Consider the following 21096-nt stretch of genomic DNA (forward strand, 5'->3'; position numbering starts at 1 on the left):
ACGCATGCGCCGCCGTTCCGGCCGGCCGCGCAATTTATCTGTTTTCGGAGCTGACCCGGCTGAAAATCTCATCGAGATTTAGGAATAATTGCGTCCCGGGAACTTCCAATCGCTTAGCTTCCGTCCAGTTCGAACCAGTGCACATCCGCCCGCTGCGAGTCTTCGGATCGATGATCCAGATTGTCTCGACACCCATATTCCGGTAATCCCACGACCGCTCCTGCGTATCGGAATAGGTGTCGTCAGGCGACAGAATCTCAATCACCAGGAGCGGCGGCTCAACCAAAACATCCGGCTGAGGTCCGGCGACAAGGACTGTCACATCTGGAATGCGCACTCTATCGCGGGGAACGCGAATTCGCTGCTCTGTGCTGACGAGTATCCCCCACTCTTGTTCGTGGGTTCCAAACCAAATCGCCAATAGCGCCTGAATCCTTGCGTGCTCCCACTTACCCACGTTCCGCTCCCGGATTTCCCCATCGACGTACTCGCGATCTGGACGATAGCTAGTCTCCAGATACTCGCTCAGCGGGATGTGGGTCGTAGTCGACATACGGGAGATGTTAGCACGACTTTGTGTCGCCGGTTAGCCGCATGAACACGTACCGCAGATCGGCCGGAGCAGCCTGATTTGGGTGGATTTCGGGCCCTTCAAACCGCAATCTTTATAAAAATTTGATAAACCCGCGCGTACCCCTGTGGGACTCTGTAGATCTACACGGAAAAATGCTTTACTGCGAGAAAGCCCAGTCGACGGGGATGCCCATGGCGCAGAACACTGTCGAAGAGGTCGGAACCGAACAGACCTCCCCGAACGGATTTGCCGAGACCGCATCCGCTACTTCTCAATCCGCGATGAGCCGCTTTCGTATGAAATCCGCAGAGGCGACCTTCCAGCGCTTTGGCCTGATGTGGGCGTTCTTCCTGCTTGCGCTGCTGGGCATCGCGGCCACCACCCAGTCCGCCAACAAGCTCTTCTGGTGGGACGAGCTCGCCAGCTACGACATCGCACAGCTACCCCATTCCAACGATGTGTGGAGCTTCTTCAAAGCCGGCCTCGACACTCCCAGCCCCGTACCCACCCTGATCGTTCAGGCGGAACTGAAATCCTTCGGTAAGAGCGAGGTCCGTGCACGCCTGCCCTTCGAATTGGGATTCCTCGTCATGTGCCTCGGCCTCTATACCATCGTCGTCCGCCGCTACGGCGTAGGGTACGCTCTCGCGGCACTGCTCTTCCCCGCCCTCGCCGGTGTCTTCTATTACGCCTCCGAAATGCGCACCTACGGCATTGTTCTGGGAGCCGTCACCTGCGCACTGTACTGCTGGCAGAGTCTCGAGTTCGCGGTCCGTTCACGGCTCACGCGGCTCTCGCGATGGCTCAGCCTGCTCGGTCTTTTCGCCGGACTAGCCTTTGCCATCCTCTGCCACGTCTTCGCCATCTTTGTCTTGATCCCCTTCGCACTCGGACAGGCAGTTCGCGACTGGATGACAAAACGGATCGACTTCGCCGTATGGGTGCCGATACTGCTGGCACCGGTCTGCCTTGTCGTTGAAGTCCCTGGACTCAGCGCCGCCCACCGCATGTACGCCGGCCTATTCTGGTCCAAGCCGAGCGGCGGCCAGATCCTCTTCTCCTATAACTACGCTGTCGGCATCGGCTGGCTTGTCGCCGTGCTGCTTGTCGTACTTGCATGGCCCGCCATCGTTCGCATCCATAGCAGCTTCAGCGGAGACGATCTGGAGAAAATCAACGATCGCGGATTCACCATCCCGGAATGGACCTTGATCGGCGCTCTGGCACTGCTGCCCTTTTTCGTCTGGCCACTGTCGCACTTGCTGGGCGTTTACGTGCCTCGCTATGTCCTTCCACTGACGATCGGCCTGGCCCTCGTAGTCGTGGCCGGAACCGCCGAAGCGCTCAAGCGCAACCGCATCGCCGGCGCGTTCCTAGCCGCGGCATTCGTCGTTGTCTTCTTCCAGGCAAAGCGTGAACTCATTTTTGGCTCCCTGCATCGTCACCCGCCACTCTCCGCCAGGTTTGAGCAACTGCCCTGGGTTCAGGCACTCGAGAAGAGCGATCTTCCCGTTGTAGCGCCGAACACGCCGGTCTATACGCAAATGCAGCACTACGTCTCGGCGAAACTGGAGCGTCGTCTCTTCTACACCCTGCACACACCCGCTTCCATTCGCCCCGCCGAAGACCTCGACGCCGAACTCTCCATGAAGCTTTTCTCCTCGCGCCTCCCGCTACGCGTCGACGAGTTCTCCAGCTTCATCGCCAAACACGCCAGCTTCCTGCTCGTCGTCAAGAGCCCACTCGACCCCGGCCGCATCGGCAATCTCACCGTGCAGCCAATGGGCAGCTACAACAGCGGCGAACTCTTGAACTTCGCCGAGTTTTTCATCTACCGAGTGGATGTAGGAGCCTCCTCGTCAGGAGTCAATGTGATGACCGCGAACGGCGCTCGGCCCTGAGCAAAACTTTCCGCTTGGGCCGCAGCGTAATCGATGGCGCCGTCTCGATCGGACCTCCTCCAGGCTCGGTTGGCAACAGCCGCCAATGCTGCATGATCGTTGCCAGCGCCAGTGTGCCTTCCATCCAGGCCAGCCCCTCGCCGATGCACTGCCGGTTCCCAGCGCCAAACGGAAAATACGCGAGACGCGACCGCCGCGCCTTCGCCTCCGGCAGGAAACGGTCCGGATCGAAACGCTCCGGATCCTGCCAGTAACGCGGATCGCGATGGACCGCAAACTGCGGCGCAATAAGAATCGTTCCTTTGCGAATTTTAAATCCGCGATACTCATAACTCTCCGCAGCCGTGCGCGCCGTCACCCACACCGGTGGATACAGCCGCAGCGCTTCAGCAAAGACCCGCTCCGCCAGCCCTAGTTGCCCGTAGTCGTCCGCAGTCGCAGCGCGCCCGCCTAGCACTCTCTCACTCTCCGCGAAGAGCGCCTCCTGCGTTTCCGGATGATCGGCCAGCAACCGCAACACAAAGCTCAGCGCATTTGCGGTTGTCTCATGGCCGGCCAGCAAGACAGTCAGGCACTCATCCCGTACCTGGCGGTCGCTCATCCGCACTTCCTGCCCGGCCGCAGCCGAGGCCTCCGCGTCGACCGACGCGAGCAGCATGCTCAGCAGGTCGCCGCGATCCTCAGGATCCGCTCGCCGCTCGCGAATCATCCTGTAAATGAGCGCATCCAGCCCCGCCCGGCCCTCGCGAATTCGCCGCATCGGCGGCAGCGGCAGCTTTTGGATAAGGTCAGGAAAAGGCAGAAAAGCCAGTGGTATCAGTCCCATGAAGGCATCCACGGCAGCCGAGATCTTATGGACCTCGCCCTCCACATCCGTATCGAAGAGCGTCTTGCCCACAATGCGAAGCGCCAACAGCAGCATTTCCGGCTGCACATCAATCACCGCCCCACTCTGCCACTGGCTGGTCATCAATGTTGTGTAGTGCGTAATCACTTCGCCATAGGCATGAATGCGCTGGCGATGAAAGGCCGGTTGTGCAAGCCGGCGCTGGCGCATATGCAGCGGCTCTTCGCTGGTCAACAGCCCGTCACCCAGGACAGTCCTGGTGCGCTTCACGATCAGGTTGCGATGATGGTGAGGCGCATCGCGGACAAGCATCTCCTGCACCAGATCCGGGTGATTGAACTGCAGCACCTTCACTCCCGGCGACTCGAAATACACCAGGTCGCCATAGAGCCGCGCATTTGCCACCAGCCACTCCGCGGAGTTGAAGCGGAACATCTCCCCACGCAGCAAACGGGGCCAGAACGATGGTCCAGCCGGCCGGTTTGTGCCCGGCCTCATGCGAATGTCAGGAGGTATCGCCTGCGGATTAGGAGAGGTGCTCACCCGCCCGATTCTAGCTCAGAGAGCAAAGGGATATTTGCCACCAGGTATCTGGCCGGATTGAAACTTGGACCGTATCGAAATGAGTCTCGAGTTCGCGACCTAGCTCTGCGAGTGGATCTGCTCGAATATGTCATCCAGTTCGACATACAGGGGCGTGCCTGCAACTTCAAGTCGCTTCGCTTCTACCCACTGTTCCCCCGAGCAGACACGGCCAGTCCTCGTCTTCGGATCGACTATCCAGACAGTTTGAACACCCATGTCGCTATAGTCCTTAGCTCGTTCCTGCGTGTCGGAATAACTATCGTTAGGTGACAGAATCTCGATCACTAAGAGTGGCGGCTCCGTCAGGACATCCGGTTGAGGCCCTGCGGGCAAAACGACTAAGTCTGGTACGCGGACCCGGTCGCCTGGTGCCTTCACTCGTTGTTTAGTACTTCCGGTAATTCCCCATTGCTTCTCATGATTGCTGAACCACGCGGCCAGAAGCCATTGCAATCGAGCGTGTTCCCACTTGCCCGCATTTCGCTCCCGAACTTCTCCATCTACGTACTCGCAGTCTGGGCGGTAGCTTGTCTCGAGATATTCGCTCAGCGAGATTTGCGTGGAAGCCGTCATAATTTCGGATCGTAGCATGAAATGAGTTGAATCAGCGATCCGAGACGAAAGTCCGGCAGTCGCTGATTCTAACTCCCTATCCTTTCACCAGCCGCCGCTGCAGGGCTTCCAGCGTCTGCCCCTTGGTCTCGGGATAGAAGAACAACACCACCACGAACTGCACCACCGTCATCACCGCAAAGAAGACAAACGGCGCGCCCCCGGATTTAGCCGCAAGGATAGGGAAAATCAGCGCAATCGCTGCGTTCATGATCCAGTGCGAACTGTTCCCCACGCTCTGCCCCTTGTTGCGCACGACGTTGGGGAAAACTTCGCCGATATAGACCCAGATCACCGCGCCCTGCGAAACCGCGAAGAACGCAATGTAGATCACCAGCAGCCAGATCAGCGATGCCTGATGCGAGTTGGTTAGAAACACGTAAGCCACACCGGCCAGGCAAGCCGCGGTCCCGGCAGCGCCGATCAACAGCAGTGTCTTCCGCCCCAGTCTGTCGATGAGCGTCATGCCCAGCAACGTGAAGACCAGATTCGTCGCGCCAATGGCAATTGCCTGCAAGTCTCCCGACATTTGTGTAAAGCCCGCCGAAGCGAAGATGTTGTTCAAGTAGTAGAGAATCGCATTGATTCCGGCCAGTTGATTGAACGCGCCAATCGTAATCGCCAGGAAGAGCGGATATCGGTACTTCCACTGAAAGACCGGTTCGTTCGCGACGGCGTGGCTTTCCTTCAAGGCAAGCTGAATCTCGGCCAGTTCAGCCTCCGGATTTGGATCGCCCATCATCTTCAAGACATGCATAGCCTCATCGATCCGAGCCTTCGAAACCGACCAGCGCGGGCTGCGGGGAATACCAAACAGAAGCACTAAAAAGAGGACCGCGGGAATCGCCGCCACTCCAAGCTGCACGCGCCATTCCAGTCCGCCAAGGTGCATCGTACGGATCGCGAAGTTCGAAGCGTAGGCCAGCAGGATGCCCAGTACGACATTGATCTGAAAGGTCCCGACCATACGCCCGCGCCATTTTGCCGGGGCCAGTTCCGTAATATAGACAGGCCCCAATACCGACGAGGCTCCAATCCCCAGGCCCCCCAGGAAGCGGAAGCCAAGGAGCGCCGGCCAGTTCCAGGCGATAGCGCAACCCAGAGCCGAAATCACGTAAAAGACTGCTGTGATGCGAAGCGTCTCGCGTCCGCCGAGCCACTGGCCGATCGACCCTGCAAACATCGCGCCCACCACCGTACCCGCGACTGCGATAAAGACGGTAAAGCCCTGCGTCGTATCGGTGAGGTGATAGAGCTTGGTCAGGGCGTCAATCGCGCCTGCAATGACTGCTGTATCAAATCCAAAGAGCAGACCGCCCAGGGCGCCGCTCACCGTTGCCTTCATCAAGTAGTAGTTAGGCCGCATCGTTCTCCCTGATTCTCGGAACATCGGCCATCATACAGGGTGGGACCGTTACCATTCCTCCTTTTACCTCACCCCTATTTGGCCGCTCCTTCCGAAACACTTTCCTGCTGCCCTTGTCGCGCCAGTTCCTTGAGCGATGGGGTCACTGTAAGCAGCCGGCAGCGCTGCTTTCCCGCCGCACCCCAGGCCAGCGGCATGTCGCTTTCCAGGTACGCGCAGTCACCTGTTTCCAGCGTCTCACGCATCCCGCCCACATCCAGATGCAGCCGTCCATCCAGCACATAGACCAGCAGCGCACCGCCGTCGCGAACCTCGGGCTCGGCCGCCGTCGCGCCGGGAGCCAGGTCCACCAGGCAGGCATCCATCCGGCGGTCCGGCACGCCTGGATTCAGCGGAATCCGCGCACCCGCTTCGGCGCTCCGCCCTCGCCCTTGACTTGTCACTTTGCGCGTAACCGAAAGCGAATGCTCCGTAGGCTCGCAGAAGAAGTGGCCCAGCCCTACGCCGTAGACACGGCAGATTGTCGCCATCGTCGACAGTGTCGGCACCATGCGGTCTGTTTCGAGCTTCGATAGAAGCGCCGTCGAAAGCCCGGTCTCTGCGGCCAGCCTGGCCAGCGTCAAGCGCTTCTCAGTGCGCAAGCTGCGCAACTTCATTCCTATGCAATACGGCGCAAGAAACCATTCCGAATGCGAGACGGATTTCGTCATTTGTTTCTCTCCAGGCAAAAGTCTCCCACCTATCTGTAACGAAATTTCGGAAGAATTTCTGAAATCTATCGGGGGTAGTTATCTGGGAACGTACCTGTCCGAAATAGGAATCAAACTCCGCTGGGAAGACGGGTAGAATGCTGTGAGACATGGTCACCACCCGATAGTTTCGGGTATGCCCTCCCCAGGCATGCCAGTCCCGATCCCCGCAATACCGGCCGGTCGCGATACCGCACCCCGCCTCGAAAGGATTCCCCCATGCGTTTTTCTGTTCTTCCAACCTCCTCGCACTCACGGCTCCGTCTGACCTGCAGAGGCTTGCTGGCTGCGCTCTTGATCCTGCCAACCGCAAGCTGGGCAGACTCCATCACCCTTAAGAACGGCGATCACTTGACCGGCACCGTCACCCAGCTGGACGGCGGCAAACTCACCGTGAGCACAAGCTATGCCGGCAACGTGGTCATCAATTTCGATGAAGTGACCAGCGTCAAGCTCGACAAACCTCTCGTCTATCCCGTTGAAACCAAGATGGGCAAGAAGATCATGGTCGAGAAACAGGAGGTCACCTCGATCGAGCGCACCTCCTCAGGCTTTGTAGTCACCACTGTCGCGAAAGGTCCCGAGCCAGTCCCAGCGCCCGCTCTCAAAGCCCTTCGCTCTGTGGCCGCTGAGACTGCCTATGAAGCCTCCCTGCACCCCAACTTCCTTCACGGATGGGCCGGAGCCGCCAATATTAGCTTCGCCATCGCCCGCGGCAACAGCGATACAACATCGTTCGGAACCGGCCTCACCATGTCCCGCCCCACCCGCACTGACAAAACCTCGCTCTACCTCAACACTCTTTACACCAACGATGGCGTGACGGGCACCACCACCGCGGATACGACCAATGCCGGGATACGCTACGACCACAACGTCAACCCCAAACTTTTCGCATTTGGAACCGTGGACTTCGCCACCGACCAGCTTCAGCACCTTGACCTACGCAACGTGCTCGGCGGCGGCTTCGGCTGGCACGCCATCGCCAAGCCGAGACAGCAGTTCGACGTCCTCGGCGGCGTCGTGTGGACCCATGAAAACTACGGCGCGCAGACCCCCGTCCAGTCTCCGCCGGATGGCACAGCCTCCTACACCAATAGCTTCGCCGCACTCGATTTCGGTGAGCAGTACAGCCGTAAACTGGGCAAGACCAGCAGCTTCACCGAACAGGCCTACATCTTCCCCGACCTGGCCGATACCAGCCAGTTCCGCTTCACCCTCAACTCCGGACTGAGCACCAAGATCAGCAGCTGGCTTAGCTGGCAGACGAACCTTAGCGATGTCTATGTCACCAATCCGCCCTCCGGCGCCAAGGGCAACGACCTGATCCTGACCACCGGCCTGGGCTTCACCTTCACCCGCAAATAGCAGTCGCAGAATACACACCACGGCGCGAGTGGGCTCTGGTCCGCCCGCGCCGTTCATTTGTTACACATTCTTCTGTCACCACGTAACGCAATTCAGCCAGATTTTCCTTTTTGAACTACAGACAGCCGCGGACAAAATCCGGCCTTTTTTGCTTGGGATGAAACGACTTTGGTGTTTTGTGAACGAATCTCGCCCTTTCGGCCCACAATTAAGTTCAGCCTCCAAACTAACCCTCGCGTGGACAAACTTCTTAAAGTATCTTTATCTCCAACGATTCGAATGTCTTAACTGAGCACCATATCCTGTTTCACTGCGTGCACTTCAAGGATGGCTACCGGTTCCCCGCTGTGAGGTCACCTTCTGAAAAGAAATTCGTAAGTTTTCCGTATTTTTTCGTTCAAAGCAAATCCGAAGGTAAAAATCGCGCGTTCGTTGAACAACGTACGTTAATGGGGATCGCCGCATGGTCGTTTCCGCGCCGGACCTGCCTATTCAGTCCGACAGGTGGCAGTACAACTTCGGCCCGTTCAGCCTTCGCCCGGATGGCACGCTCGTTCGCGGTTCGACCGTGATTCCTCTGCCACTCAAGGAACTGGATGTGCTGCGCGCTTTGCTCGCCAAGGCCGGCCAGATCGTGCCTGTTGCAGAGCTTCGCCGCGCGGCATGGGGCAATGTTCACGTCTCCCCTGAGAGCCTCCCCCGCTGCATCTCGTCCCTGCGCACCCGCCTTGAGCCAGAAGGCTGCATCCTCACCATCTACAAGCAGGGCTACCGCTTCGAATTTCCCGTGAAGAGGGTCCAGCTGGATCACCATCCGTCTTCCGAAGAAGACACGTCCGGCCAGCATCCCAGCAAGTCCACCGGCAAAACGCGCACGCTGCCTAGGCTGGTGATCCTGCCACTGGCGACCGGCCCCGGCGTACCCGCATACCTTGGCCCCGGAATCGCTGAAGAAACCATGTTGCGCCTTGGCCGTACCCGTACTCCCGTCGCCAACATCGTGGCTCGCGACTCTGTATTCACCCTCGTATCCCAGGGGCGCACCGCTCAGGAAGTCGGCTCTGCACTGCATGCGGATGTCGCCCTCACCGGAACCGTTTCAGCCCTCCCCACCCACTTCCGCTTCCGTATCGAACTGATCCGAGTTCCCGAGGCTGTGCAGTTATGGGCCGAGGACTTCCTCATCCCCCGCAGCCTGCTATCCCACGCTGACGCGCGCATCGCCAAGCGCATCACTGCCCGCATCCACGAAACCTTCACCAGTCCCATCGCGCGCGTTCCCGCAAATGACACAGCGCTTCTCGATGCACCCGCCGTCATCGCCGCCCGCGACACGAACCGTAGTCAGGCCTATTCCATTCATATGCAGGCGCGGTCAAACTGGGCCACCTTCGAGCGAGTCCGTATGCAGGATGCAATCCAGGCCTTCCACCGGGCGCTCGAACTCGATCCCGGACTGATCCCGGCCCGTGTGGAGTTGCTGCACAGTTACCTCGCACTCTCCTCCTTCGGCTACATGCGCGCGGAGAAGGCCGCGGACCTGGCCCGCAAGGAAGCAGAGACACTACTGGCCATCGCGCCCAACGAGCCGTCAGTGCATCCCGCCCTTGGATGGATACACTTCTTCCACGACCGGGACATGGACGCAGCCGCCGCATCCTTCGCCCGCCCCCAACGCCCTGCGCACAGCCTCTGGAACACCGTTTATCAAGTCCGCTTCGCACTCGGCCAGGGCCGGCTCGGCGAGGCTGTGCGTATCCTCCGATCCGCACTCGAAACAGATCCCTACGCGCCAGCACTGCACTGGCGCCTAACCTGGGCTCTCCATCTCGCGGAAGAAGCCGACGCCGCGCTCGAACAGGCCAAACGTACGGTCGCGCTCTTCCCTAACGATCCCGGCGCGCTTTTCTTTTCATCTATCGTGTTCGCCGCATCTTCCGGCCGCGAGACAGCCAATAGCAAACATAAGACCGAGGGTGGAGACCTCGCAGAACAAGCTGTAGCCCTGGCCTCCCGCCTCACCCAATTAGCCCCGACACTCGACTCCGGCTTCGCCACCCTCGCTTATGCTCACGCCCGCATGGGCCAGATCGCGGAAGCCCGCGCCATCCTCGACCGCCAGCAGTGGCTCGCTCGCGAGCGTTTCGTCATGCGCTCCTTCCAGGCTCCATTGCTCGTCGAACTGGGTGAACACGACGCTGCTCTCGAAGCCCTCTCTGTAGCCGAAGAGCAGCACTGCCCCTGGCTCTTCGAGCTGCTCGGTGATCCGCGCCTTCAACCGCTCCGTGGCAAACCAGAATTCCAGCGTCTCGGCGACTTGGCAGGGCAAATGTTCGACAACGACGCCTCCGTCGCCTGACACATTTGCACCCGCAATTCTGCAATTGTTCCCTAGTAAAGCGATATATCTAGCCAAAATACCCCTCCGCCCTGTACATTTCTCCCGTTACGCTTCACAGCCCTATGACCCCAAACCGGTCGAGCGCCCCAGCATTCGAAGGAGAACCACCCATGAAGTTCCGCCTGCACGCCCTTGCCCCGCTTGTGCCAGTCCTGTACGCGGCGATCCTGCTCACCCCGGTGTCCGCCACAGCCCAGCTTCCCGACTACCAGAACCCCCAGCTCAGCCCGCAGATCCGCGCCCACGACCTCGTCTCCAAGATGACCCTCGACGAGAAAGCCTCCCAGCTCGAAGACTGGGCCCCCGCCATCCCGCGCCTCGGCATTCCCGATTACCAGACATGGAACGAAGCCCTTCACGGCGTCGCACGCGCCGGATTCGCCACTGTCTTCCCGCAGGCCATCGGCATGGCTGCCACCTGGGACCCCAAGATTGTCCACGCCATGGGCGACGTCATCTCCACCGAAGCCCGCGCCAAGTACAACCGCGCCCAGCAGGAAGGCAACCACCGCATCTTCTACGGCCTCACCTTCTGGTCCCCCAACATCAATATCTTCCGCGACCCACGCTGGGGCCGAGGCCAGGAAACCTACGGCGAAGACCCCTTCCTCACCGGCAAGCTCGGCGTAGCCTTCATCACCGGCGTCCAGGGCGATGACCCGGACCACCCGAAAGCCATGGCCACAAGTAAGCACTTCGCTGTCCACAGCGGTCCGGAGTCCCAACGTCACGGCTTCAACGTCAACCCCAGCAAGCGCGATCTGGAAGAAACCTACCTTCCCGCTTTCCGCGCCACCGTCGTCGACGGCCACGTAGCCTCCGTGATGTGCGCCTATAACGCCATCGACAACGATGCTGCCTGCGCCAATAAGAACCTGCTCACCGACCACCTCCGCAAAGCCTGGAACTTTCAGGGCTTCGTCGTCTCCGACTGCGGCGCCATCCAGGACGTAACCAACGGCCACCACAACGCCCCCGACATCCTGCATGCTTCCGTCATCTCCATCCAGGCCGGTACAGATCTCTCCTGCAGCATCTGGGCGCCCGGCTTCAACACCCTCGCCGACGCCGTCCGCCAGAAAGCCGTCTCCGAAGACCTCATCACACAATCCGCCGAACGCCTCTACACCGCCCGCTTCCAGCTCGGCTTGATGGACGCCCAGGGCAGCAATCCCTACGACAGCATCCCCTTCAGCGCCAACGCCTCAGCCGCCAACCGAGCCACCGCCCTCAAAGCAGCCGAAGAAGCCATTGTTCTGCTGAAAAATGACGGCACCCTGCCGCTTCAGAAAGCTACCAGCATTGCAGTGGTAGGGCCGGAAGCCGACCTCATCTATGGCCTTGAAGGCAACTACAACGGCGTGCCCTATCACCCCGTCGAACCGGTCGACGGCATCACCGCCCAGTTCCCGAACGCGCAGATCCACTACGCCCAGGGCTCCACGCTCGCCGAAGGCACCGGCATCATCGTTCCTCGCACAGCCTTTACAGGTGGTCTCAAGGAAGAATTCTTCGCCACTACCGACTGGACCGGCCGCCCCATCGCCACCCTCACCGACCGCAATATCCAGTCCGAGTGGGGCGATTCCCTGCCCGTACCCGAACTGCACACCCACGCCTACTCCGTACGCTGGAGTGGCACCATCGCCGCGCCCGCTGCCGGTTCGTATACCCTCTCCGTCGAGCCAGCCGACGCCTTCCCCTACTCGCCGAAAGATAGCTTCCGCCTCACCATCGACGGCAAAGTCCTCTCCGAAGCCGACCTGCGCAAAGCCATCACCTCCTCCGACATGGGCAACTTCAAGTTCGCGCCCGGCGCCTCACCCTCCGCCCCGCCCATCATGAATGGCGGCCACCCGGTCACGGTCACCTACGCCTTCCCCGACACTGCGCCGCACGAGTTCAAGCTCGAATACAGCCACTCCGGCGACCAGGCGGGCGGCGGTCTCTACTTCAAATGGATCGCCCCGCCGCAGGCCCAGCTCGACGAAGCCGTAGCCGCAGCCAAGCAATCCGATGTTGTCGTAGCCTTCGTCGGCCTCGATGCCCAGCTCGAAGGCGAAGAAATGAACGTCAAAATCGACGGTTTTGCGGGCGGCGACCGCACCAAGATTAATCTCCCCGCCGCACAGGTCAAGCTGCTCGAAGCAGTGGCCGCTACAGGCAAACCGGTAGTCGTCGTCATCCAGAGCGGCTCGGCCATCGCCCTGCCTTGGGCGCAGGAACACGCCGCAGCAGTCCTCGAAGCCTGGTATCCCGGCGTCGAAGGCGGCACCGCCATCGCCCGCACTCTCGCTGGACTCAACAACCCCGCCGGCCGACTGCCCGTTACCTTTTACAACGGTGTAGACGACCTGCCCGCCTTTACTGACTACAACCTCAAAGGCCGCACCTACCGCTACTACACCGGCAAGCCGGAGTACGGCTTCGGCTACGGGCTGAGCTACTCCACCTTCACCTACAGCCCGGTCACCCTCTCCTCCAGCAAGCTGCAAGCAGGCGAAGCACTCACCGCAACGATCAGCGTCACGAATACCAGCAAGCTGGCAGGTGACGAAGTCGTGGAAGCGTACCTCAAGACTCCGCAAACCGGCGGTCCGATTCACTCGCTGGCCGGCTTCGAGCGCGTACACCTGCAAGCCGGAGAGACCCGCGAAGTCACCCTGCACCTCGAGCCGCGCTCACTCTCTAGCGTCGACGACAAAGGCGACCGCAGTATCCTTCCTGGGAAGTACACGCTAACTCTCGCGGGAGCACAACCCGCAGAAGCAAAGGCAAAATCCGAGACGACTTTCACCGTCACCGGCAGTCAGCAGTTGCCTCGATAAACCCAAGTCCCCAGCGCCTCCGGAGCATCCAGTGTGCTCCGGAGGCTTACAGTGCCATCGGCTCTAACATTCCAGTTACCAATGCTTTGTCATAACAAAAAAAAGAAAGTACCATGATCCAGTGAGCCGCAAAGGTAGCCGCACCACCGTTCCCAGCAAACCTGACATCCGCACCGTGGCCGCCCTCGCCAAGGTATCGATTGCGACCGTCTCGCGCACCATCAACCAGTCGCCCGCCGTCAGCCAGAAGCTGTCGCAACGCGTCTGGCAGGCCATTGAGCAGCTCAACTACTTCCCCAACACCCATGCCAGGAGCCTGGTTTCAGGCCGCAGCCGCATCCTTGGCATCATTGTTGAAAACATTACCAATCCGTTCTTTCCTGAACTCATCTCCAGTTTCGAAGAGATCGCCGTCGCTCACGGCTACGAGATCCTGGTCAGCTCCACCAACATCAACTCCGCCAGCCAGCTCACCAGTTGCGTCCGCCGCATGCTCGAGCGCAAGGTGGAAGGTGTAGCCGTCCTCACCTTCGGCAGCGAAGAGTCGGTCCTCGACCAGCTCGCCATCCACAACATGCCCATCGTCCTCGCCGAGTTTCACCTGGACGACCCCAAGGTCAGCACCATCCTGCTCGACTACAGCGCCGGCATCCACGCCGCAGTGCAGCATCTGGCTGAACTTGGTCACACACGCATCGGCTTCCTCGCCGGCCCGCATACATTGCACTCCGCTAACACGCGTCTCGCCAATTTCCAGCAATCCATGCAGGACGCCAACCTCAAAGTCCAGAAAAACTGGATCATTGAGTCCGATCACACTCTCAAGGGTGGCGTCACCGGATTCGAGCGAATCATGGCCCTCAAGGCGCCGCCAACTGCACTCATCTGCTCCAACGACATGACCGCTATCGGCGTTCTCCGCGCCGCCTACATGGCCGGAATGCGCGTGCCGCAGGACCTGTCCGTCATTGGCCTCGACGACATCGACTTCGCCGAGTTCACCCTGCCGCCGCTCACCACCATTCGCCTCTCCCGCGTGGAACTGGCCAAAGCCGCCTTCGATGCTCTTCTCATCCAGGCCGAGCACGCCGCCTCGAACTCCACCGCCGTCATCCAGCGGGAATTCCTCGTCTCCACCACCCTGGTAGTCCGAGGCTCGACCGCCCCTCCACCAGCCGCAACGTAATCGCAAAATTATTTGCCCGAGAGTCGCGTATTACGTATTCCAAAAAGCGAACAATAAATCAGCGCAGTTTTTTACTTTTCTTGTTGTCATTCCCGAAGGGAATCTGCTGTTGCTTTCGACCGAGTGGCAAGGCAGAAAAATAAATATCCCTCCCATACACCTTTTCTTCGCCTTTGAGCTAGGAATCACTGCTCACGAAGCCGCACCACAGCATCATGGCTTCTCCACGCAGCACTCTGCCGGTCCGGAAAGACTTCAGGCACAGCAAACCGCATCACAGCCGTAAATCCAGTCACGCCCAAGACCCGCAGTAAATGCGGGAAAAAAAGATCCTCCCCAAACCAGCAAAGGTCCCGCTCCTGCAACTCCGCTGAAGCTGGCTCATAAAAAATCGCCGCCGGGACAACAGCCAGCCCCCGCTCAACAGCCGGCGCAAACAGCGTCGAATGAAACCGCCAGACCTCGCTGCCGTCGGTACTCGTTCCTTCCGGAAAGAACAGCACAGGAACGCCCGCCGCCATTCGCTCGCCCATGCGATCGGCCACTTCCCACGCACTCACCCGGCTGATGCGGTTGACGAAGATCGTTCCGCCGAGCCGCGCCAGCGTGCCGAACGCAGGCCAGGAACTGATTTCAGACTTAGCTACAAAGGCGCACGGGATAGCAGCGCTGGCGATGACGATGTCGAGATAGCTGAGATGATTGGCGACAATCAGCGTTGATCCGGAAGGCAGCGGCCCTTCGATGCGCGCGCGAATGCCCATCGCAGCCAGCACTACGCGCCCGCAGAACTGCATCCACTCCGCGCGCTGCATGAGACTGACCCGCTTGCCGCGCACGACTGAGGCGAACCAGAGCAAGCCAAAGCGAAGGAAGCAGATCGAGAGAGCAGTGACAAGGAGAACGCCGCGCCAGGCGGCCTTGGGACTCACTGCGTCAGCGGCGCCAGGAACCGGTTCCGCGCAGACGACGAGATGGTGCGCAGATCCAAGAGCGTGAGGAAGTCGATAGTGCCAAACTCCCGATCCCAGGCCGGCGCACTGCAGATGCGCGCCCCAATCGCCAGATACGTCTTCAGCAGCTTCGGCACCTTTGCCGGCTCTGCTTCAGAATTCTCAGGCGCAGGTTGTGGGCATACATAATCGGCTGTCGGAGCGGTGGTCAATTCTTCCGCCACGCGATAGTTCCCAAGCTGGCCGTACATCTGCCAGCCCTCGCGCGGGTCCACCGAGTTCAACGACGAGCATCCGATCAAGTAGCGCAACTGCATATCGGTAGCATACTGTGCGATCCCTCGCCAGAGCAGGGTCAGCACCTCAGGCGTGCGATGGTCACTGTCGATGGCGGCGCGGCCAAGCTCCAGCACTTCGCTGCGAAGAGATTCATACGGAGACAGATCAAATTCCTGCTCGGAGTAGTAGCCGAGATTCGTAGCAGCCGTCTCGCCGGACTGCATCCGATACGTGCCAACGACGCGACCGTCGTTCTTGTCTTCGACAAGCAGATGTTCGCAGAACAGATCGAAGTGGTCGGTGTCGAGACCAGTCTCATACGACGCATCCAGACCTTTGCCCAACTCGATGTTGAAGACCTTGAAGCGAAGCCTGCAGACAGCGTCACGGTCGGCAACAGACTCAGCCAGACGCACACAATAATGACCAACCTCAGCGTGGATGCGCTTGGCAGGCTTGCGTTCCGGAAGGAGGGCCGGAATGGGGAACGCAGGTTCAACAGCAACTCCGCCGCCAGCATAGGAACCCGTATGAACTTCAAACGGTGAGCCGGAAAGCGAAACGTCCCACAGCGGCGATGGAGCCACTGCAAGTCTGGCAGGAACCTTCAACCCTATCCGAGTATTCACGAGGACAGTATTGCCCAATCTGTGCTACAGAACCGTGAACCCTCTGCGAACGGAACGCTAATTCCTGACGACAAATCTGTGAATGCGTCTTACGCAAAGAGGCCGGATTCGCTGAGAATCCGGCCGTTTAGCATCTGATTCAGGCTACCATCAACCGCCAGCGATCGACGGAATCACCAGCACTTCATCGCCATCCTGGAAGGCGTACTTCTCGTTGCCGAGGAAGCGGATGTCTTCCTCGTTCACGTAGAAGTTGATGAACTTGCGGACTTGTCCATCTTCGCCGCGGAGATGCTGGCGCAGCGCGGGGAAACGGCCTTCGAGGTCCGTGACTAACTCCGGCAGATTGGCGGCGCGGGTCTCGATCTCGCGGACGTTGTTGGTGTGCTTCTGGAACGCATTGGGCAGTAGAACCTTAACCGGCATAGGCGACTCCCTCTGCGATTGCCTGACGCTCTTCGAGATACGCGGAGAAGTCCGACATGCGCGGACGAACCGGTGCAGCCTGCTCATACGCACCCTGAAGCACATCGGTCGTCTTCAGGCCATTGCCGGTGATGCAGCTTACGGTCAGCTCATCGGGCTTGATGCGGCCATGTGCGTAGAGGCGCGCAGTCACTGCCGTGGTCACGCCGCCAGCCGTCTCCGTAAAGACACCTTCGGTTTCGGCAAGCTCTTGAATGGCTGCAACGATCTCGACATCCGAAACATCCTCAGCCCAACCGCCAGAGTCGCGAATGGCGCGGATGGCATAGGAACCGTCCGCTGGGTTTCCGATGGCGAGCGATCGAGCAATGGTGTTCGGGCGCTGCGGCTCGATCTGGTCGGCTCCGCCCTTGACGGCGGTGGAGATGGGCGAGCAGCCGGTGGCCTGCGCACCGAAGAATTTCACCTGCTTGTCTTCAACGAGGCCTAGGGCAACGAGTTCGCGGAAGGCCTTCTTGATCTTGGTGATCAGCGAACCGCCAGCCATGGGAACAACGACGTTATCGGGCAAGCGCCAGCCAAGCTGCTCGGCGATTTCGTAGCCAACAGTCTTCGAACCTTCTGCGTAGTAGGGGCGCAGATTCACGTTCACGAAGCCCCAGTTGTACTTCTCGGCGATCTGCGAGCAGAGGCGATTGCAGTGGTCGTAGTTACCGTCGATGCGGATCAGCGTTGCGCCGTAGACCTGGGTGTTGAGGATCTTGGCAGGCTCGAGATCAGCGGGTACGAGAATGTAAGTCTTCAGGCCGAGACGGGCGGCTCCAGCGGCAACGGCGTTGGCCAGGTTGCCGGTCGAGGAGCAGCCGACGGTGTCGAATCCAAAGGCCTGTGCATTGGCCAGCGCGACCGCGACCACGCGGTCCTTGAAGCTCAGCGTGGGCAGGCAGACTGCATCGTTCTTGAGATAGAGATTGTTCGCACCGATGCGCTTGCCGAGACGTGGAGCCTCAAGCAGCGGCGTTAAGCCGGCAGGCGTCGTAGGAACGTAAGAGTCGGAGACGGGCAACAGCGCCCGGTAGCGCCACATATTGAGTGGGCCTGAGGAAATAGCTTCGCGGGTGAAGCGGGCCTTTGCATAATCCAGATCGAAGTCCACTTCCAGTGGACAGAAGCACTCGTCGCAAATGGAGAGCGGCTGATTTCCGTAGCCCTTGCCGCACTCTCTACATCGCAGTTCATATGAAGTCGTCACAGTTCCCTCGCGTACAGCGGTTGCGAGTAGCTGGGTGTGAATCTGCGACACCGGCTCCAAAGGGAGCAAACCTGAGAGGAATCCAAATGCGAAAAGGCTGAGGTAAAAAACCAGAGCATTTTCCGAATCTCATGTCCCCCGGCAGTACCGGGCGAGAGTTGACACCGTGATCCAGAATTGCTCCGGCCGGTTGTCGTGGCGTCGCAGGGCTCGTCCCTCAACCACTCTTCATGAAATCCAGGCCCGACCCCGTCAGGGACGAACCAGAATATGTATCTGTGATATCACAATGACTTGCGCGACGCAACGTTACCTGCAGCGAACGGAGCTTATCGGGGACCTAACGGTCGCTAACTCGATCCGGATCGTGGGCACTAGTTCGTGTAGATTCGCACGTAATCAACCATCAGCGACGCAGGAAAGACGGTCGTCGCATCCGGAGCACCGGGCCAGTCGCCGCCTATGGCGAGATTGAGAATCAGGAACGCGCTATCTCCGCCGTCGAAAGGCCAGACAGCGCCCGCCAGGCCATTCAGACTGGAGGGATTGGTATACGTCACATACGGCTTGGTTGGATCATCGACGTAATATGCAACCGAGTTCTTGCTCCAGATCATGCCGTAGGTGTGCCAGCCTGCGGCTGTCTGCCCGGCAGGAAAGCTGTATTTCGTCCCCAGACCTACATTGCCGGTGAAGCCAGTCCCGTGGACAGAGCCTTCGTTCCAGTCGGGTGTGAGAGCTGCATTCACGCGCTCCATGATGTCCTGCTCACCGCAGGCCGGCCAGTCCACCGTGGCGATGTTGTTGCCGAGTGTCCAGAAAGCGGGCCAGTAGCCTTGCCCCTCCGGCACCCAGATCTTCGCTTCGAGGCGGCCGTATTGCAGACTGAAAAGTCCCTGCGACTTCATGCGTGCCGAGGTGTAGGCGCTGCCGGTCTTGCGTGCCACGATGTGCAGCATATTGTCGGTGCCTACGTACGCATTTGGATTCGCCGGATCGCACGGAGAGGCGGTCGAGCCCCACGCGCAATAGTCTTCGAGCTCATTGTTGCCGTAGCCACTGGCACCTGTGTCGTAGCCCCAGACAGAGGGGTCAGGCTGCTGGTTGCTGCCCGTAGCGTTGCTGAACTCGTCACTCCAGACCAGCGTTCCCGAGGGAATATTTGGAGCAAAGGTCTGGCTGGTCACATTGCTGTCTTTGTCGCCTGATACGGTTGCGTAAGCCTTCAGCGTCTCATTCGCGGCAACGAGGAAGGGAGCTTGAGAGAGCGGTGACGTTGCTGTGGGCATGCTTCCATCAACCGTATAGTGGATCTTCGCGCCTGATGTCGAACTCGTGAGGGTCACGATGACCGCACCATTCTGGGCGGCCCTGGTTGTGATTGTGGGTGCTGCGACCTGAGTGGGCGGGGGAGCGGCTGACGAACTGCTGGCGCCGCCGCAACCGCACGCTGCAAGTGTCAGAACCATCCAAAGAATCGAAGAACCTACCACCGTTACTCCAGTCTGCATTGCGCAAGCCTCAGTTCGCGCCATGGAAATGCCAAAGGCGCAGCGTGACCCTTGTAGCATCGGCACACTGGAACGGTCAATGCGGCCAAGAACAGGCGATGCAGCAACTTACGCTTGCCTGCGGGCAGCAAGATCAACGGGGCTAAGAGTGGCTAGGCCCTTGGATTTGGGAAGTACTGGCGGAACGCCGCTACCACGCGTTCGCTGCTGGAACGTTCGACTGCAGCCTGCACCCGGCCGCGCACTTCTTCCGAATGATAGACGCGGCTGATGGACTCCAGCGCCGAGGGAGCCCCGCGCGGGTCGTTTGCAATCACTTCGAGCAGGAAATCCATACCCTCCGCGAGCCGGGTCAAGGCAATCGCGTTATCCAAGACAGAGCCGAACCAGGTATCGGCGCCTTTCCGCCTGCGTTCCATCAGTGCCGTAAGGGCAATGGGCTCATGCGTTTCGGCCAGCGCGAAGGCAGCTTCCGCGGCGGCCTCTTCACCGTCGTCCAGGAAATCCGCGACGAGAGCGATGGTCGCAGCCTTGTCCGCTTTGTCCATGCCTAAGAGCGCAGAAGCACATGCTCCGAGGACTTCGGGATCTTCCTTGCGCAAGAGCAGGCGCAGTTTCAGCAGGAGAGCGGCGCTGGTACCGCCAACCTGCCCAATTGCCCGCGCAGCTTCCATGCGCACGGTCTTGTCCAGGTCGACCAGCGGTTCCAGCAGAATATCCAGTAACTGGACCTCGCTCAGGCCTTCACAGGCCACCAGCGCATGCGTGCAGGTTCCGCGCAGTGCGCCTGCCGTATCCGAGTGCCCACCCCAGACCGGCTCCTCCTGGCGATGACGCAATCCCTGCAGGAACACCCGCGAATCGCGACACTCCAGCTTTACGAGTGCCTTCACGAGGGCGTTCTTCGCCCAGCACTGAGGGTCGGTCTTGACTGCATCGATGAAGAAACGGGCGTACGCAGACAAAACTTCCGGCATCAGCTCCGCCAATTCGTAGTCGGAAACGATCCTTGCAGCCTTCGCCACGAGATAGTTGTTCTCATTGCCGAGCGCCCTGCGCACCCGGTCGACGCCAGCGGCGTCCGGAACACGGCCGCTCATCGCCTCCAGCAATGCCAATTCCCGCTCAAAGGATCGATTGACCGGCATACGGACTCCTGTCCGGCTGATTGATGCCCTGGCCATCATCGAGCTCATCTTTTCTCCCTTCGAACACAAAACCTCCCTGGCTTCGAGGCCTCCGGCCACGAAGATTTGCGCCGACGGGTGCGTGCACCAGGATTGCGTTCGTACTCTGCTTCGGCTCCAGAAAACGGTCCACTCATAGATCGGACGCCTGCTGGCTCCTCTGGTTCCAACAATCTAAAGACTTTTTCGCTGCCTTCGTAATCCAGACTGGCGTGTTAACAGAAAGAGTACCTCGAACTGCAGTACTTCCGACGAAAAAGATGCGTTACTCCCACAGAATTCACCTCGGCGGCACCCCAAGTCGAACTTGTTTGCGCCACTGTGAATTCGGCAGCATTCCCGCTTTTTCCTCCGAAATTTGAGACATTCAGCGATACAGCAATCCACTGTTCCCGCAGCAAGTATTCTGGAAGCCCCAAAAAAGACCAGCTTCAGAGGTAAC

The 21096-nt window shown here is 59.7% G+C and carries 16 protein-coding genes and 1 riboswitch; of the genes, 5 read left to right on the forward strand and 11 right to left on the reverse strand.

What is annotated here, in order from left to right:
• Positions 1 to 34: 34 nt before the first annotated feature.
• A complete protein-coding gene (locus AC5S27_RS16830) occupies positions 35 to 553 on the reverse strand; it encodes a Uma2 family endonuclease (RefSeq protein WP_493935725.1) in 519 nt (172 codons plus the stop codon).
• Between the two features lie 173 nt (positions 554 to 726).
• Here AC5S27_RS16830 and AC5S27_RS16835 point away from each other — a divergent pair, with 173 nt between their 5' ends.
• The gene (locus AC5S27_RS16835; protein ID WP_493935726.1) at positions 727 to 2475 is read left to right on the forward strand and encodes a glycosyltransferase family 39 protein; all 1749 of its coding nucleotides are present in this window, start codon (positions 727 to 729) and stop codon (positions 2473 to 2475) included.
• On the opposite strand, the gene AC5S27_RS16840 is transcribed toward AC5S27_RS16835, so the two are convergent.
• The 4 genes from AC5S27_RS16840 to AC5S27_RS16855 form a co-directional block, all read right to left on the reverse strand.
• Positions 2441 to 3865 (reverse strand): cytochrome P450, encoded by a 1425-nt coding sequence (locus AC5S27_RS16840; protein WP_493935727.1) that lies wholly within the window; start codon positions 3863 to 3865, stop codon positions 2441 to 2443. The genes AC5S27_RS16835 and AC5S27_RS16840 overlap by 35 nt on opposite strands.
• Positions 3866 to 3964: 99 nt before the next feature.
• On the reverse strand, positions 3965 to 4480 hold the full coding sequence (locus tag AC5S27_RS16845; protein WP_493935728.1) for a Uma2 family endonuclease: 516 nt from the start codon (positions 4478 to 4480) through the stop codon (positions 3965 to 3967).
• Between the two features lie 76 nt (positions 4481 to 4556).
• Positions 4557 to 5909, reverse strand: a complete 1353-nt coding sequence (locus AC5S27_RS16850; protein ID WP_493935729.1) for a sugar porter family MFS transporter — start codon at positions 5907 to 5909, stop codon at positions 4557 to 4559.
• 50 nt (positions 5910 to 5959) lie between these two features.
• Positions 5960 to 6595 carry a helix-turn-helix domain-containing protein gene (locus tag AC5S27_RS16855; protein WP_493935730.1) on the reverse strand — a complete coding sequence of 212 codons (636 nt, stop codon included), beginning with the start codon at positions 6593 to 6595 and terminating at the stop codon, positions 5960 to 5962.
• A 258-nt stretch (positions 6596 to 6853) separates the two neighbouring features.
• Here AC5S27_RS16855 and AC5S27_RS16860 point away from each other — a divergent pair, with 258 nt between their 5' ends.
• From AC5S27_RS16860 to AC5S27_RS16875, 4 genes are all read left to right on the forward strand, one after another.
• Positions 6854 to 8002, forward strand: a complete 1149-nt coding sequence (locus AC5S27_RS16860) for a DUF481 domain-containing protein (protein WP_493935731.1) — start codon at positions 6854 to 6856, stop codon at positions 8000 to 8002.
• Between the two features lie 463 nt (positions 8003 to 8465).
• Positions 8466 to 10361: a tetratricopeptide repeat protein gene (locus AC5S27_RS16865; RefSeq protein ID WP_493935732.1), complete on the forward strand. Its 1896-nt coding sequence runs from the start codon at positions 8466 to 8468 to the stop codon at positions 10359 to 10361.
• 152 nt (positions 10362 to 10513) lie between these two features.
• Positions 10514 to 13231 (forward strand): glycoside hydrolase family 3 C-terminal domain-containing protein, encoded by a 2718-nt coding sequence (locus AC5S27_RS16870; protein ID WP_493935733.1) that lies wholly within the window; start codon positions 10514 to 10516, stop codon positions 13229 to 13231.
• Between the two features lie 121 nt (positions 13232 to 13352).
• Positions 13353 to 14417: a LacI family DNA-binding transcriptional regulator gene (locus tag AC5S27_RS16875; RefSeq protein WP_493935734.1), complete on the forward strand. Its 1065-nt coding sequence runs from the start codon at positions 13353 to 13355 to the stop codon at positions 14415 to 14417.
• 185 nt (positions 14418 to 14602) lie between these two features.
• On the opposite strand, the gene AC5S27_RS16880 is transcribed toward AC5S27_RS16875, so the two are convergent.
• The 6 genes from AC5S27_RS16880 to AC5S27_RS16905 all read right to left on the reverse strand — a co-directional run bounded on the left by AC5S27_RS16880 (position 14603) and on the right by AC5S27_RS16905 (position 20615).
• Entirely contained in the window at positions 14603 to 15349 is a 747-nt protein-coding gene (locus AC5S27_RS16880) for a lysophospholipid acyltransferase family protein (RefSeq protein ID WP_493935735.1), read from the reverse strand.
• A complete protein-coding gene (locus AC5S27_RS16885) occupies positions 15346 to 16260 on the reverse strand; it encodes a GNAT family N-acetyltransferase (RefSeq protein WP_493935736.1) in 915 nt (304 codons plus the stop codon). The genes AC5S27_RS16880 and AC5S27_RS16885 overlap by 4 nt, the downstream gene beginning before the upstream one ends.
• 168 nt (positions 16261 to 16428) lie before the next feature.
• Positions 16429 to 16704: a MoaD/ThiS family protein gene (locus AC5S27_RS16890; protein WP_493935737.1), complete on the reverse strand. Its 276-nt coding sequence runs from the start codon at positions 16702 to 16704 to the stop codon at positions 16429 to 16431.
• A complete protein-coding gene (thrC, locus tag AC5S27_RS16895; protein ID WP_493935738.1) occupies positions 16694 to 17956 on the reverse strand; it encodes a threonine synthase in 1263 nt (420 codons plus the stop codon). Before thrC ends, AC5S27_RS16890 begins: the two co-directional genes overlap by 11 nt.
• A gap of 126 nt (positions 17957 to 18082) precedes the next feature.
• A riboswitch (SAM riboswitch) is annotated at positions 18083 to 18193 on the reverse strand.
• A gap of 137 nt (positions 18194 to 18330) precedes the next feature.
• The gene (locus tag AC5S27_RS16900; protein WP_493935739.1) at positions 18331 to 19467 is read right to left on the reverse strand and encodes a chitobiase/beta-hexosaminidase C-terminal domain-containing protein; all 1137 of its coding nucleotides are present in this window, start codon (positions 19465 to 19467) and stop codon (positions 18331 to 18333) included.
• A 152-nt stretch (positions 19468 to 19619) separates the two neighbouring features.
• Positions 19620 to 20615 (reverse strand): hypothetical protein, encoded by a 996-nt coding sequence (locus tag AC5S27_RS16905; protein WP_493935740.1) that lies wholly within the window; start codon positions 20613 to 20615, stop codon positions 19620 to 19622.
• Positions 20616 to 21096: the final 481 nt, after the last annotated feature.

The organism is Acidicapsa borealis, from assembly GCF_059115245.1.

What these genes read in the sequence shown, in the direction of transcription:
- AC5S27_RS16860 (WP_493935731.1), top strand. Translation starts at nt 6,854, where the DNA reads ATGCGTTTTTCTGTTCTTCCAACCTCCTCGCACTCACGGCTCCGTCTG.
- AC5S27_RS16905 (WP_493935740.1), bottom strand. Translation starts at nt 20,615, where the DNA reads ATGCCGGTCAATCGATCCTTTGAGCGGGAATTGGCATTGCTGGAGGCG.
- AC5S27_RS16855 (WP_493935730.1), bottom strand. Translation starts at nt 6,595, where the DNA reads ATGACGAAATCCGTCTCGCATTCGGAATGGTTTCTTGCGCCGTATTGC.
- AC5S27_RS16900 (WP_493935739.1), bottom strand. Translation starts at nt 19,467, where the DNA reads ATGCAGACTGGAGTAACGGTGGTAGGTTCTTCGATTCTTTGGATGGTT.
- AC5S27_RS16835 (WP_493935726.1), top strand. Translation starts at nt 727, where the DNA reads ATGCTTTACTGCGAGAAAGCCCAGTCGACGGGGATGCCCATGGCGCAG.
- AC5S27_RS16865 (WP_493935732.1), top strand. Translation starts at nt 8,466, where the DNA reads ATGGTCGTTTCCGCGCCGGACCTGCCTATTCAGTCCGACAGGTGGCAG.
- AC5S27_RS16845 (WP_493935728.1), bottom strand. Translation starts at nt 4,480, where the DNA reads ATGACGGCTTCCACGCAAATCTCGCTGAGCGAATATCTCGAGACAAGC.
- AC5S27_RS16850 (WP_493935729.1), bottom strand. Translation starts at nt 5,909, where the DNA reads ATGTTCCGAGAATCAGGGAGAACGATGCGGCCTAACTACTACTTGATG.
- AC5S27_RS16870 (WP_493935733.1), top strand. Translation starts at nt 10,514, where the DNA reads ATGAAGTTCCGCCTGCACGCCCTTGCCCCGCTTGTGCCAGTCCTGTAC.
- AC5S27_RS16830 (WP_493935725.1), bottom strand. Translation starts at nt 553, where the DNA reads ATGTCGACTACGACCCACATCCCGCTGAGCGAGTATCTGGAGACTAGC.
- AC5S27_RS16890 (WP_493935737.1), bottom strand. Translation starts at nt 16,704, where the DNA reads ATGCCGGTTAAGGTTCTACTGCCCAATGCGTTCCAGAAGCACACCAAC.